Origin of the sequence: Rhodohalobacter barkolensis (assembly GCF_002834295.1) — a bacterium.
In the GTDB taxonomy this organism is placed as follows: domain Bacteria; phylum Bacteroidota; class Rhodothermia; order Balneolales; family Balneolaceae; genus Rhodohalobacter; species Rhodohalobacter barkolensis.
The window spans coordinates 284,795-298,812 of sequence record NZ_PISP01000003.1 but is presented as its reverse complement, the minus strand read 5'-3'; the positions used below and the strand labels follow the sequence as shown (position 1 = coordinate 298,812).

The following is a 14,018-nucleotide window of genomic DNA, read 5'->3' as shown; positions in this document are numbered from 1 at the left end:
AAACCCTATTTTTTATAATTTATTACAACTTCCATTGATGGAGTAAACTATAAAAAAGACACGTGGGTATTAGACGGAAAAAAGATTCAACCGTTTGCTCTCAGCCCGGAAAAAACCACCCCCTCTCAAGAATCGTTCGGCAGAGTGGATTCGTAAGGTAAATGCGCTTAGAATATTGGGGCTAACGATTTACAAATCTCTTCACAAAGAGTTTGTAATTCAGGTGATATTGCGTCTTTGGTATGAGAGTCGATATCGAGTTCACCCACAAATTGCTCTCCTTTTAAGATAGGGACTACAATCTCAGATTTCACATGAATACTGCATGCCAGGTAGTTGTTCGCTTTATTTACATCCTGAACAACAAAAGTTTTCAGCGTATCTGCGGCCTGCCCGCAAATTCCTTTTCCAAACGGGATTCGGGTATGATCGGTTGCTTCTCCAACATAGGGACCCAGTTCCAGCATGTTCTCTTCATCCTCAGCTACCAAATAGAATCCGGTCCAGTCAAAAACGTCAACGTTTTCGTCTAAAAGCTCACAAATAGACTGTAATTTCTCATTTCTGCTTTCAGATCCGTTTATAATCTGTTTCGCCTTTTCTAAAATCTCTGAGGTATCCATTGTATAAATCAAATTTGATGTAGGATTGCAAGTAGACTGCAAAGGTACAAATTATTCGTTTTTTGTTTGAATGATTGGTGAAAATTTTGATTTAAAATGCAGCTAATCCTCATTATCTTTGACGCTATGTTTGAATGGATACCCGATACAATTACAGATGGAACGGCATCACACTTTTTAAACTGGGGTGGACTTCTTTTTGCAAGTTTTACCTCTCTTTTTTCTGTGGTTAACCCGCTTGCTGCAATGCCGCTTTTTCTATCATTAACGGACAGATTTAGCGATGCTGAACGAGATCAGACTGCACTCTGGGCTTCTCTTTATATGTTAGGCGTACTTATCGTTTTTCTGCTGCTTGGTACGTTTATACTTAGTTTTTTTGGAATATCACTTCCCGGTATTAGAATAGCCGGAGGATTAATCATTATGCGGACAGCTTACTCTATGTTAAATCCGGAAAAGTCCGGGAGAAAGCTAACAGAAGAGGATGAGAAAGCTGCGATGGAAAAAGAGGATATTTCATTCAGTCCATTGGCTCTCCCACTATTATCCGGTCCGGGAAGTATTGCTGTTGTGATTGGTTTTGCCACACAGGCAGAGAGTATGTTCGACTATCTAATTAATGGTATTTCAATCGGTTTGGTAGTTATAACAACATATGGTCTGCTTAGACTCGCTCCGATATCGGCCAAATATATTGGACACACAGGGTTGAATGTTATGACTCGTTTGATGGGTTTCATCGCGCTGGCCATCAGTGTTCAATTTATTTTAAGCGGAATCGGCAGATATTTCGGAATTTCATAATTTAATGGATCAGCGACAGCCTCTTCAGCTTCTTTTCACCTACGATCTTTGGTGTACCCGTAAACTGCTGGATCACATCAGCAGACAAACTCCTTTTAAAAATGAAGTGGCTTGCCGGGCATTTTTAGCGCACATTGTAAATATTCAGGATGTCTGGTACAGCCGTGTGGTGGATACATCCATGTCTGAATCTGAAAAATGGGATGAGTATAAACCCGCAGAACTTCGAAGAAAAGCAAAGCAGTTAAACAGAAAATGGATCGATTTGATCGGCGATCACGAAGTAAATCTTGACGCCGAAATTTATTATTTAACAGAAAAAAGAGTTAAAAAAAGTGCTGTTTTAAATAAAATATGCCGACATATTATCGTTCATGGCGAATATCATCGTGCTCAAATTTCACTTTTTCTCAGAAATTGTGATATTAAGCCGCCGAAGATTGATTACGCTGATTATCGATCCGGACGGTGAAAGCCTCGACTTTCATTCATCCAATAACCAAACCCAATGTGAGGTACAGCTCTGGAATTTTTAGAACAACTGTTTGTCGATTTTGCTAATTACGCCTGGGGAACTCCTCTCTTGGTTCTGCTTGTAGGCGGTGGGATATTTTTTCTCGTATTTAGCCGATTTATGCCCTACAGGAACTTTAAGCATGGAATTGAAGTCCTCTCCGGTAAGTATGAAGATCCCGATGCACCCGGTGACATCAACCATTTTCAGGCACTTTCCAGTACGCTTGCGGCAACCGTTGGAATGGGGAATATCAGTGGAGTTGCCATTGCTTTAGGTGTGGGCGGTCCCGGTGCTATTTTTTGGATGTGGGTGACGGCTATTGTAGGTATGGCCACAAAATTCTTTACCTGTACGCTCTCAATTATGTATCGCGGGAAAGATTCCAGTGGAAAAATACAGGGTGGGCCTATGTATTATATCACAGAGGGACTGGGTGAAAAATGGAAGCCACTTGCCATCTTTTTTAGTATTGCCGGTTTGATTGGTTGTACTCCAATGTTCCAGTCGAATCAGCTAACACAGATTGTTCGGGATACCATGCTGGCTGAAAACGGATTGCTGGGGTATGAGACGATGATCCTTGCCGGGTCTTTTCTTACAGAAACGGGATTTCGCCTCTCCGATATTATCGTGGGTTTAATTCTGGTTGCCTTGGTTTCACTGGTTATTTTTGGCGGAATTAAGCGAATTGGGCACGTAGCTGCGCGATTGGTACCGTTGATGGTACTTCTCTACATTCTTACGGTTGTCTATATCATTATCAACAATATTGTGGATGTACCACACTATTTTTGGCTGATAGTAACAGATGCATTTACCGGAGAGGCTGCTGCAGGCGGTGCTTTGGGTGTTGTGATTTCGAATGGAATTCGCCGGGGTGCATTTTCAAATGAAGCAGGAATCGGTACTGAAGCGATGGCACACGGTGCTGCAAAAACAAGAGAACCGGTTCGCGAAGGATTGGTTGGAATGCTGGAGCCGGCCATTGATACACTTCTTGTTTGTACTATGACGGCTTTTGCGCTGCTTATGACCGGCGCCTGGACCGATAATACTGTTGACGGAATTACAATGACGGCTGTAGCTTTCGATACCGGAATTCCTGTATTCGGTACCTATTTGTTACTGATCTGCGTGTTTATCTTCAGCATTACTACCATGTTCACCTATTCGTACTATGGTACTAAATGTTTGAATTTTATAGGCGGTGCACACAGAAAACACTACTACAACTACTTCTACATCTTCTCAATCTTCATCGGGTCTATTACAACAATTGATATGGTCGTTAACCTGGTTGATGGAATGTTTGCCATGATGGCACTGCCAACAATGATCGGAACACTCATGCTGGCGCCAAAAGTTGTAGACGCTTCGAAGGACTATTTTATGCGGAAAAAAAGAGGGGATTTCGATCACTACTAATTCTAATTACCAACTCGACCTTTACTAAACAGTCGACCTTTATGGTCGGCTGATTTACAGAATGTCTTAAAAAATGATCTAAGAGTGTCCGTTTTTTGCTTGATGCTCTTTCAGCTCCTGGATATACTCGTAGCGAGCCTTAATGCCTGCCCGGTTACCGTAGATCATTCCCAGAATACAGGAAATTCCCAGAACCACAAGAATTAAGATTTCAGTAGTTGTAAAGGGTTCGGCAAACGCAGTTACCCATGCTGCGGGTGGGAGAAAAACCAATACGGTAAGCAGTATATGAAGGTTGGTGGGAGCCGGTACCTTGCGAATGTATCGCTTCACGGCGGCATAGGTTAAATTCATATAGAGGAACCCGAAAGCTAACAGTACCAGTGTACCTGTAAATCCCGGTTCAGAAATAAAATCAAGAAAGCGATTGGTAAAAAGAATGATAGCCAGTGAAATCATCACTGTCCAAGTAGCATAAGCAAAAAAACGTGCGCCGTCTTGCATGTTGATCGGTTGACTTAATTTTTAAATTGTGAATCGTAAAGGTAAGACTGTTCCCGCGGAAGTGAAAAGGAAACCGTCCGGGTTGAGTTGTTTTATTTGTTCTGCGATTGACAGAGTTCAACCAATACGCCATGATTTCCTTTGGGGTGAAGGAATGCAACCAGCTTGTTATCAGCTCCCTTTTTGGGTTTTTCGTTCAGGAGTGTAAAGCCTTCTTCTTTCAGACGTTTCATCTCTGCAATTATATCATCTACTTCAAAAGCGACGTGATGAATACCTTCACCGCGTTTTTCGATATAGGTGTTTATGACGGAATCCGGAGAGGTTCCTCCCAGCAATTCTACTTTTGATTCTCCGGTTTGTAAGAATGCGGTATCAACTTTTTCACCTTCAACAACTTCTCTTTTGTAGCAAGTTGTATTGAGAATTTTCTCGTACGTTTTAACGGCTTCATCCAGATTTTTTACTGCAATTCCGATATGATCGATGTGCATAGTGTGTTTTTTAGATGTCATTAAAGAAATTTGTACTAGTGAGTGCTTTAAAGAACCAGCTGCATCATTCTGAACCAAATGAGCCATTCTTAACTTGCTGCGTCATTCTGAACGAAGTGAAGAATCTCCCACAAAAAACTTTACCCGAAATCCTTCGCTAAACTCAGAATAAATCAAAAAAAGTTCTGCAAAACATTCCGACTATTTATTATAAAATAAAACTTTGTAGCTTCTCTATCATAACTCAAATCAAAAGACAGATAAAAGATGAGAAGAATACTTTTAACATTAGGTCTGACTTTGGCGGCAACAGTAATGACTGCTGAAGCACAGCAGACCGATTCTACAGCTGTTCCGGAAACGTTTGTATATGAGTGGGCCGGTGAAGAGATGACGATGCAGAAGTACTTCATCGTTTTTCTGAAGTCGGGACCTGAGCGGAGTCAGAATCCCGAAGAAGCTGCCCGGCTTCAACAGCAACACCTGGAGTATTTGGGCAATTTGTATGAAAAGGGGATTATTAATTTGAATGGGCCGACCGGTGATGAGAGTGATATTCGCGGATTTTCAGTTTATAGTGTTGCTACAATTGAAGAGGCGGAGAAACTGGCGAGCGAAGACCCGATGGTGAAGGCAGGGCGTCTGGAGGTTGAAGTTCATCCCTGGTGGCTGGCAAAAGGATCAACTGTACAATAATTAGTTTTGTTTGAGATGGATCAAAAAAAGAGATGCAGCTGGGTTGTAAATACTTTTGAACAGTATGTCCGCTATCACGATGAGGAGTGGGGTGTGCCGGTGCATGACGATCGTGTCCACTTTGAATTTTTGATCCTTGAAAGTGCCCAGGCCGGATTGAGCTGGAGTACCATTCTTAAAAAGAGAGAGGCGTACCGCAGTGCATTTGCAGATTTTGATCCAAATGTTGTGGCAGGATTTGGAGATGAGGATGTGGCGCGATTGATGGAAAATGAAGGAATTGTGCGATACGACAAGAAGATCCGATCTGCGATTAACAATGCGAAGTGTTTTTTAGAAGTACAAAAAGAGTTCGGTTCATTTGACAAGTATATCTGGGAATTTGTTGATCACCAACCAATCGTAAATTCGCCTGAATCCCTGAAAGATGTACCTGCTAAAACGGTATTGTCTGATCAAATAGCAAAGGATTTGAAAAGAAGAGGTTTTTCATTCTTAGGCAGTACTACCGTTTACGCCTATATGCAGGCGTGCGGTTTGGTGAGCGACCATACCACAGACTGTTTTCGATATCATGATCTGAATCCTGAGTAAGTAGTTAATTCCCGTTGAAGGTTGATTTTTAGTTTAGACAAAGGGTTTAAAAATTCCCTCTTTGAAGGTGGCAAGGGGTGTCATTCTCTGAGTTTTAATATAAAATTATATGATTTCGATGGATTTCTGTTTCGCCAAAAGATTATACTATGAGTCGAACTCTGGTAAATATTGAACCCCTTCAGGATTCTAAATAATCACCTTTTTCTACTATCCCGACTTGCAGTCGGGGCTATTCACATTTGATCCGCGATTGCGGATCGTGTTTGGAGAAAATACTTTAGAAGTAAGCTGTAGGAAATGTGATAAATCTCAAGATGGAGTATTTAGTGCGCCTTCTGAAACTCCTGTACAGAAAAAAAAGCCCAACAGTACTGTTGGGCTTTTCTTCAGGTTAAATGCAAAAAATTACTTCTTCCCTTTTTCTTCAATTAAGCGAACTGCATCTCCCATCGATACTTTTTCGGGTTCTGTTCCTTTGGGAAGCGACACGTTTTTCTTGCCATATTTCAGGTAGGGACCGTATCGTCCGGTCATTACTTTTACCGGCTTGTCCGTTTCAGGATGGTTTCCAAGCTCTGCAATAGTTGAACTTCCCCGGCTTCCCTTGCTCTTCTCTTTAAGCAATTGAACGGCCCGGTCGAGATCAACCGTCAGGACATTGTCATCTTTTTTCAAGGATTTGAATGTACCGTCGTGCAATACATAAGGTCCGTATCTGCCTACTCCGGCTTTTACAACTTTGCCGGTTTCAGGGTGTTCACCCAAAGTTCGAGGGAGTTCCAGTAGTGAGACGGCCAGATCAAAATCAACGTCATCCGGTTTCATTCCCTTCAGAAGGGATACTCGTTTAGGCTTCTTGTTCTCTTCTGTTACCTCTCCGAGCTGCACATAAGGCCCGTAACGGCCCGAAAGCACAAACACGGGCTCTCCGGTACCCGGGTGGTTTCCAAGCGATTTAGGCCCCTCTTTTTCAGCCTTGATCAACTCTCTGATTTTATCAGCAGAGAGCTCTCCCGGATCCAGATCAACCGGAAGTGAAGTCGTCACTTCTTCACCGTCAATCTCTCCCTTTACATAGGGACCGTAACGACCCACATGAACCTGCATTCCGTTTAACCCTTCAATAGGCAGGTCCAGTAATCTGGCTTCCTGCGGGTCAATTTTATCTTCACGCTGATCGACTTTCTCCTTTAGTCCGTTTTCACCTTTGTAGTAGTCATCCAAATATTTTACCGGGTCGTATTTGCCTTTGGCAATTTGATCCAGCTTATCTTCAAGCGATGAGGTAAAGTCACTGTCTACAATTTCAGGGAAGTGTTTTTCAAGAAGCTCAGTTACAGCAAATGCGGTGTACGTCGGGACCAGGGTTTTCCCTGCTTTCTGAGCATAACCGCGATCCTGAATGGTGCTGATAATTGTAGCGTACGTACTGGGGCGTCCTACGCCTCTCTTTTCAAGCTCTTTGACAAGAGTAGCCTCAGTAAAGCGTGCAGGTGGTTTTGTTTCGTGAGAAATGGATTCCAGATCATGCAGATCAATTCCTTCACCTTCCTTCATGTCGGGCAGAAAAATTTCCTGGTTTTCGAGCGCAGCATCCGGATCGTCACTTCCCTCCACATAGGCACGGAAATAACCGGGGAATAGAATCTTTTTACCGCCTGAACGGAAATCAGCTTCTGTATCGTCTTTTTTAGCCGTAATGGTTACGTTGGTAAACTCCAGTTTTGCTTCCGCCATCTGAGTCGCAATGGTACGTTTCCAGATCAAATCGTAGAGTTTAAACTGGCGTCCGCTTAGCTTGGCCTTTTCCGGATGAACGAAACTTGAGCCGGCCGGACGAATAGCCTCGTGGGCTTCCTGAGCTCCTTTCGATTTCCCGTAATTCCGGACACGCTTAAACAGATACTCTTCCCCATACTGTTTTTCAACCTCATTCCGTGCGGCATTAATTGCCTGACCGGAAAGGTTCATGGAGTCTGTACGCATGTAGGTAATCAAACCGTTTTCGTACAGTTTTTGTGCGATACTCATCGTATCTCGGGCCGAAAATCCAAACTTCCGGTTTGCTTCCTGCTGAAGCGTTGAGGTAATGAATGGAGGAGCGGGATTTCGCTTCTGAGTTTTTACATCAATATCCGTAACAGACCAGGCAGCCTCATTGAGAAGGTCCCGAAGGTTTTCAGAATCCTCTTTTTCTAAAAGAACTACACTGTCCGGCTTTTTCAGTTTGCCGGTATTCTCATCAAAATCTTTACCGCTGGCCAGGCGCTTGCCATTCAGGTGAGTGAGATCACCTGAAAATTTATTCTTTTTATCACCTTCTTTAGAGAGCTGTGCTTTCAGGTCGAAATAGGTAGCACTTCTGAATTTCATCCGTTCCCGCTCGCGGGAAACCAGGAACTCAACGGCAACAGACTGAACACGTCCTGCAGAAAGTCCGGGAGCAATTTTCTTCCACAGCAGCGGAGAGATGGTATAACCGGCAAGTCGATCCAGAATACGGCGTGTTTCCTGAGCATGAACCAGGTTCATGTCGATATCCCGAAAGTTTTCGAGTGCATTTTGAATAGCTTCCTTTGTAATCTCTCGAAACACCATCCGTTTTACCGGAACTGTTGGTTTTAACAGCTCGGTCAGGTGCCATGAAATTGCTTCACCTTCCCGGTCTTCATCCGTTGCGAGTATCAGCTCATCGGCATCTTTCAGCTCTTTTTTCAGCTTTGTAACAATCTTTTTCTTTCCGGCGGGAACCACGTAGAGTGGGTCATAACGGTCGTCTACATTAATGCCAAGATTTGACCACTCCTCTTTTTTATACTTGGCCGGTATCTCTTTTGCGGATGAGGGGAGGTCGCGGATATGCCCCATGGAAGAATCCACCACATAACCTTTAGGCAGATACTTCTTAATTGTCTTTGTTTTTGTAGGGGACTCTACTATTACTAACGATTTCATGTGGTAATCTATCTTCAGGTTTACCGATGCAGTTTCCATCGGTTTCATAAGGATGCCGGTTCTATTTAAAGCGTTTCAATCAGCTCAAATAACTCTTCGGCATGTGCTTTGGTATTGATTTTTTCGATAACTCCAAGTACAGTTCCATCCGTATCGATGATAAAGGCAGAACGAGAAGGTGCGTCAAATGTTTTCCCGTACATCTTCTTCTCTACAATGGAATCTGTTGCATTGGCAAATTTAAAATCAGGATCGGATGCCAGTGTGTAGTTGATGTCGAGTTTTTCGGCGTAATTTTTATGCGAACCACAGGTGTCTTTACTCAATGCAACAAGATTGAATCCTTTCTTGTCAAATTCATCTGCGTGTTCTGCAAGGCTCCTGTTCTGTTTGTCGCAACCACTGGTATTGTTACGCATGTAAACAGAAACGATGGTTGGGCGAGTCAATAAATTTGAGAATTGAACTTCTTTCTCCTTGCCGTTTTCAACAACGTTTAACGTAAAATCCGTATCAATTTTTTCTCCTTTTGAAATCATCTATGCTGCTATTTTTTGTTAATGTTTGGTTGATATAACTCCAAACAGTTTGCATTTCGTTCTCAAAACTGCACTCAAATAATGACAGACTTTTATAATACACATTAATTGATGCACGTGGCAAACGGTTTCTGAGAAGGGGCGCGTCAGGGTTTAACTGTTGTATTTTTCCCGTAGGGCTTTTGCCACATTATCAGGGACAAAACTGTTTAAATCGCCATTCCAGGCAGCGATCTCTTTAACGATGGTGGCAGAGATAAAGGTGAGTTGTTCATCCGGCATCAGAAAGACCGTATCAACCTCCGGGGCAAGGCGCCGGTTGGCTAAAGCCATTCTGAATTCATATTCAAAATCTGAAATCTGCCGAACTCCGCGCAGCAATACATTGACATCTTTCTTTCGGGCCAGATCAATCAGCAGTCCCGTAAATTGAATGATCTCTACCTGATCTGACCAGTCATAATCTTGAATCGACTCTCTGATTAACTCAATTCTCTCCTCTCCGGTGAAGACTGCATTTTTTTTATTGTTGACCGCAACAGTAACAATAATCTTATCAAACATTTTAACGGCTCGGCTCAGGATATCGAGGTGGCCGTTTGTCCAGGGATCAAACGATCCGGGGTAGAGTGCAATACGTTCCATTTGAGAGTGATTCATTAAGTGTAGATTTCTGAATAAAGTATAGATATTCAAATTGATACACCAATCCCTGGAATGTAAATATGATAATACGGGAAGTGAACTCGGATTATGGTGAGTTAAAATCCTTCGTCCGTATGGCGAAATATGGATGCAATGGTTCGGCCATACGCTTTTGAAAACCGGCATTGTGGGTGGTCAGAAAAATCGTGCCGTTTATCGTGTTCCAGGATAAACCAACCGTCATCCTTTAGAAGCGATCCTTCCATAACCTGACCGATCATTTCTGTCATCCAGAAGTAATCGTAAGGTGGATCGGCAAAGATGAAATCGAATGAGCCGTACTCTGTTTTTTCCAGAAAGTTTTCAATTTCGAGCTTTAGTGTACTGATCTGATTTTCGACACCAAACAGGTTTGCAGTTTTTTCAATCTGTTTGATATGATCAATTTCCTGGTCTACAAACAAAACGGAGGAAGCCCCTCTGGAAATAGCTTCAAAACCCAGGTTTCCGCTACCAGCAAAAAGATCGAGTACACGGGTATTATCAAAATAGGTTCGTGCATCAATGACGGCAAAGATTCCCTCTTTGGTACGGTCAGTAGTGGGGCGCAACAGGTCTGTATTTGGGACCGGAATGTTTCGCCCTTTCAGTTTGCCTGTAATAATTCTCATGACGTCGGGTCTTCAATTTCAGCGTCTTTATTCAAACTCATCATAATAGCGGGGTAAGCACTTTCCAGCTTAAACCCATACGTTTTTTCATCCGCATCAACATGCATTGCCTGAAGTGAGTTCATCACTTGAACGGGTCCGGAATCGTCCCAAAACGTACTGAGTGATTCAATTACTGAGTGGCTGTGTTGGCCATATACATAAATCGTGTCGTGCAGCCCATTCATCCAACTCAGTTTATCGGCATACATATTCCAGAGATAGGGCAGGTCGGCCGCATTTTCATGCCGGATAAATGTACAACCCCTCAGTTTTCCCAAAATAAATGAAGCCGCAGAGATATAGTTTTTTTGGCAATAAACTTTCATAAAAGAGCCGCTGGCACGGCTGTGTGTCTGCCAATCGGCGCCTATTTCAAACTCAGCAACGTATTCTGAATCTGTAAATTCGCCCAGAAGGTAATTAAACCCCTGCATTGTTTCTGTGTTTCTGAGCAGGAGCAGTTTGTAATCGGCATTGCTTACTGGAATCCATGTGGTTTCAACCTGGCTGCGTTGAACACCGTGCATAAGCAGGGAGATGTGTGCCTCGCGTTCGGAGGAATCTTCATACACAGAGCGGGGAACAATGGTCCAGCACTCTTCTGTTGCGGGGGAGAGAATTTTAACTGTAGAGCAGTTGAATTTCTCTTTTAGATTTTCGAGAGAGCTTTTTATAGCGGGAAACCCATTTTCGCTCCCCGTAATAATGGCTTGCTGTACATCGAAATTAAAATCGATGCTGCCAATATGGTTCAGATGGTCCTTTTTTTCGGGGTCATTAACCGAGTAGAACAAATGATTGTCGGCATATGAAACCCCGAGACAAGAACCACCAATTGCCATATTAATTCCAGTTAGGCGCGTTCAGCAACGTAGTTCGCTGTAGGTCGCCAATCTTATCATCCGTGCCCGGATTTTCAAGAAGATAGAGCCGTGGTCGGATCGTATCGTTCAGGGTATACTCAAACTTATTGTGCGGAGGTCTTGGAGAGAAAACCAAAGAGTCGGCACTGTACGTGCTGGGGGGCATAAATGTGAAGAGAGAATCAGCTCGTTCAACAATGAATTCATCAGTTTTCAGGAACTGAACAAGACTGTCAAGTCCGCCATCAGTTGGAGGGAAATTTCCTCTTCTATTTCGATACTGTACTAAAACATCGCGAACCAACTCCATACGGTGTCGTTCACGTTCTACCATTTCTCTTTCTTCAATAACTTCCTGGTAAGGGTCAACGATAGACCGGTACAGAAAATATGACAGGGCTACGATAAGAATACCGAGAACGACTGTTAAAATCTTGTTGCGCGTGTATAAATCCATGTGAGAAAATATGTTGGTTTACGATATGGGAATGTAAATGCGAATCAGAAAATAATTGCAGGTAATTTGATATGCAACCTTCTTACTCGAATAAAGGCTAATCTTAACAAATATTGAAGGTTTTCTTCAACTTTTAGATGTAAAAAGAATAAATCTTTCCATTAGTCCGCTCTTCAGACCCCGTTTTTGGAATTTTTTGAACCGATTTATGTCAATTCTGTTCTCTTCCAGGATTTTAGTTTGGTAATCAGAGCCTATATAGTGCATTAGCTCATCATCGGGAACACTAAACGGCGGACCCGGCATTTCATTCTGAGCATAAATGAAGTGATGAAGCAGAATATCGGTATGATCTGAGGTGAGACTTAACAGTTTTTCCATGTACCCGCCTCTTCTGTTTTCAGGCAGAGCAACGAGTGCAGCCTTGTCGTAAATAAGATCTACAGGTTTGATTTTGTGCGCCGGCAGTTTCATGAAATCACCGCACCAGAGCTCAAATATTCCCGAAGTATATATTTTGAAATTTGCGAAAGTTGATACCGAATACTCCAGATTCTGTTCGCGAAAAAATTCCAGGATAGCTTTCTCCGAAAACTCAACCCCCATCACTTTCCCGAAATATTTTGAGAGCGTGATCAAATCTACGCTTTTCCCACAAAGAGGTACCAGAACTGTGCCATCTTGAGGAAAGGTCAGCGTTTTCAGATGTTTTTCAAGTGCGAGATATCCGTCCGGCATGTGAAATCCGATTTTATTTTTTCTCCATCGGCTTTCCCAATAACTCAATTCCATATCAGGTTTTCTTTCTTAGAAATTTTACGATAGTTTTGACGCTTATTCCGCCGCCAATGTAACCATCTTTTCTTGAACAAGAATATACTTAAACTGGCCATTCCCAATATCATCAGCAACCTTTCGGTTCCGCTGCTCGGTGTGGTGGATACAGCGCTGGTCGGTCACTTAGATCAGGTGTACTATTTAGGAGCGCTGGCGGTAGGGGGCATGATTTTTAATTTTTTGTTCTGGGGATTTGGCTTTTTGAGAATGGGGACTACCGGATTAACGGCGCAAGAGTATGGCGGACGCAACCGGCAGGGTATGATGATGATACTGGCCAGGGTGCAGCTCATTGCCTGGTCGATGGGGCTGCTGATCATCCTGTTGCAGTCACCCATTGCGCTGTTCAGTTTGTGGGTTATCGATAGCAGCAGCGAAGTTGCGAATTTTACAAAGGTCTACTTCGATATTCGGATCTACACGGCGCCGGCTGTTTTAGCACTTTACGGACTGAATGGTTGGTTCCTCGGGATGCAAAACGCCAAATACCCGATGATTGTGACGATTGTTCATAATCTGCTGAACATTGTTCTCAACATCTTTTTTATCCAGGTCTTGGATATGCATGTAGACGGTGTGGCGTATGGAACCTTGATTTCTACTTACCTGGCCCTCGGCCTGGCTGTTTACCTTTATGTGAAACGGTACAAGCGATACCTGTCTCATTTTATCAGAACAGAGCTGTTTAATCCGGATGAACTGAAGAGATATTTTTCGGTAAACCGGGATATTTTTATCCGTACGCTTTGCCTGATTTTCACCTTCTCGTTTTTTACAGCAATGTCGGCCAAGCAAGGTGACTTGGTTTTGGCTGCCAATACAATTCTGCTTCAGCTTTGGATGGTTGCATCGTACGGAATTGACGGTTTTGCTTACGCCGCAGAAAGTCTGGTTGGGAAGTACAAAGGGCGGCGCGATCAGGAGGGACTTCGAAAGGCCGTTTACTACAACCTTGGATGGGGATTGGTTTTGGGGATGATTGGGACAATTGCCTACGGTGTGTTCGGTGATGCTATTTTAAGAATCTTTACCAACAATGCAGAGGTGATTGAACTCGCAAAAGTTGTTCTCTTCTGGACAGTGATGGCACCGCTTGTTTCCAGTTTCTGTTATATTCTGGATGGTGTTTTTATTGGGGCTACGGAAACAGGACCGATGCGAAATACAATGCTTGCAGCTACTTTTCTATTCTTTTTGCCTGCCTACTATATTGGAACAGAACTCATTTTAATTCATGGATTGTGGCTGGCTATGCTCCTGTTTATGATTGTGAGAGGAGCCGCGCTAATGTTCTACCTCCCGGGTAGAATTTTGAATAAAATTCCATAATTATTTTAAACGAAATA

General features: G+C 43.0%; 16 protein-coding genes. 6 read left to right on the top strand and 10 right to left on the bottom strand.

Annotated features, from left to right (window positions below; translation table 11 throughout):
- Positions 1-167 precede the first annotated feature (167 nt).
- Positions 168-623, bottom strand: coding sequence for a GAF domain-containing protein (locus CWD77_RS11250; protein ID WP_101073664.1), 456 nt, complete (start codon positions 621-623; stop codon positions 168-170).
- Positions 624-719: 96 nt separating this feature from the next.
- Between CWD77_RS11250 and CWD77_RS11245 the strand changes: the two genes are divergently transcribed.
- The 3 genes from CWD77_RS11245 to CWD77_RS11235 are packed head-to-tail and all read left to right on the top strand — an operon-like array spanning position 720 to position 3,372.
- Positions 720-1,430: a MarC family NAAT transporter gene (locus CWD77_RS11245; protein WP_240596794.1), complete on the top strand. Its 711-nt coding sequence runs from the start codon at positions 720-722 to the stop codon at positions 1,428-1,430.
- Positions 1,431-1,434: 4 nt separating this feature from the next.
- A complete protein-coding gene (locus CWD77_RS11240; RefSeq protein WP_101073662.1) occupies positions 1,435-1,902 on the top strand; it encodes a DinB family protein in 468 nt (155 codons plus the stop codon).
- Between the two features lie 51 nt (positions 1,903-1,953).
- Complete coding sequence (locus CWD77_RS11235) at positions 1,954-3,372, top strand: alanine/glycine:cation symporter family protein (RefSeq protein WP_101073661.1); 1,419 nt, start codon at positions 1,954-1,956, stop codon at positions 3,370-3,372.
- A 78-nt stretch (positions 3,373-3,450) separates the two neighbouring features.
- Here the strand turns inward: CWD77_RS11235 and CWD77_RS11230 are convergent, their stop codons facing one another.
- Both CWD77_RS11230 and mce read right to left on the bottom strand, forming a co-directional pair.
- Complete coding sequence (locus CWD77_RS11230; protein ID WP_101073660.1) at positions 3,451-3,876, bottom strand: hypothetical protein; 426 nt, start codon at positions 3,874-3,876, stop codon at positions 3,451-3,453.
- A 92-nt stretch (positions 3,877-3,968) separates the two neighbouring features.
- Complete coding sequence (gene mce / locus CWD77_RS11225) at positions 3,969-4,391, bottom strand: methylmalonyl-CoA epimerase (RefSeq protein WP_240596790.1); 423 nt, start codon at positions 4,389-4,391, stop codon at positions 3,969-3,971.
- Between the two features lie 246 nt (positions 4,392-4,637).
- Here mce and CWD77_RS11220 point away from each other — a divergent pair, with 246 nt between their 5' ends.
- Both CWD77_RS11220 and CWD77_RS11215 read left to right on the top strand, forming a co-directional pair.
- Entirely contained in the window at positions 4,638-5,066 is a 429-nt protein-coding gene (locus CWD77_RS11220) for a YciI family protein (protein ID WP_101073659.1), read from the top strand.
- A gap of 15 nt (positions 5,067-5,081) precedes the next feature.
- Complete coding sequence (locus CWD77_RS11215) at positions 5,082-5,660, top strand: DNA-3-methyladenine glycosylase I (RefSeq protein ID WP_101073658.1); 579 nt, start codon at positions 5,082-5,084, stop codon at positions 5,658-5,660.
- 408 nt (positions 5,661-6,068) lie between these two features.
- Here CWD77_RS11215 and topA read toward each other — a convergent pair whose 3' ends face one another.
- The 7 genes from topA to CWD77_RS11180 all read right to left on the bottom strand — a co-directional run bounded on the left by topA (position 6,069) and on the right by CWD77_RS11180 (position 12,627).
- Complete coding sequence (topA, locus tag CWD77_RS11210; RefSeq protein WP_240596788.1) at positions 6,069-8,666, bottom strand: type I DNA topoisomerase; 2,598 nt, start codon at positions 8,664-8,666, stop codon at positions 6,069-6,071.
- A gap of 17 nt (positions 8,667-8,683) precedes the next feature.
- Positions 8,684-9,157, bottom strand: coding sequence for a peroxiredoxin (locus CWD77_RS11205; RefSeq protein ID WP_101073657.1), 474 nt, complete (start codon positions 9,155-9,157; stop codon positions 8,684-8,686).
- Between the two features lie 153 nt (positions 9,158-9,310).
- A complete protein-coding gene (gene coaD, locus CWD77_RS11200) occupies positions 9,311-9,817 on the bottom strand; it encodes a pantetheine-phosphate adenylyltransferase (protein ID WP_240596785.1) in 507 nt (168 codons plus the stop codon).
- A 101-nt stretch (positions 9,818-9,918) separates the two neighbouring features.
- Entirely contained in the window at positions 9,919-10,473 is a 555-nt protein-coding gene (gene rsmD, locus CWD77_RS11195; RefSeq protein WP_101073656.1) for a 16S rRNA (guanine(966)-N(2))-methyltransferase RsmD, read from the bottom strand.
- Positions 10,470-11,357: a hypothetical protein gene (locus CWD77_RS11190; protein WP_101073655.1), complete on the bottom strand. Its 888-nt coding sequence runs from the start codon at positions 11,355-11,357 to the stop codon at positions 10,470-10,472. Before CWD77_RS11190 ends, rsmD begins: the two co-directional genes overlap by 4 nt.
- A gap of 1 nt (position 11,358) precedes the next feature.
- On the bottom strand, positions 11,359-11,835 hold the full coding sequence (locus tag CWD77_RS11185; protein WP_101073654.1) for a hypothetical protein: 477 nt from the start codon (positions 11,833-11,835) through the stop codon (positions 11,359-11,361).
- Between the two features lie 126 nt (positions 11,836-11,961).
- Complete coding sequence (locus CWD77_RS11180) at positions 11,962-12,627, bottom strand: class I SAM-dependent methyltransferase (protein WP_101073653.1); 666 nt, start codon at positions 12,625-12,627, stop codon at positions 11,962-11,964.
- A 72-nt stretch (positions 12,628-12,699) separates the two neighbouring features.
- Between CWD77_RS11180 and CWD77_RS11175 the strand changes: the two genes are divergently transcribed.
- Entirely contained in the window at positions 12,700-14,001 is a 1,302-nt protein-coding gene (locus CWD77_RS11175) for an MATE family efflux transporter (RefSeq protein WP_101073652.1), read from the top strand.
- The last annotated feature ends 17 nt before the right edge of the window (positions 14,002-14,018 follow it).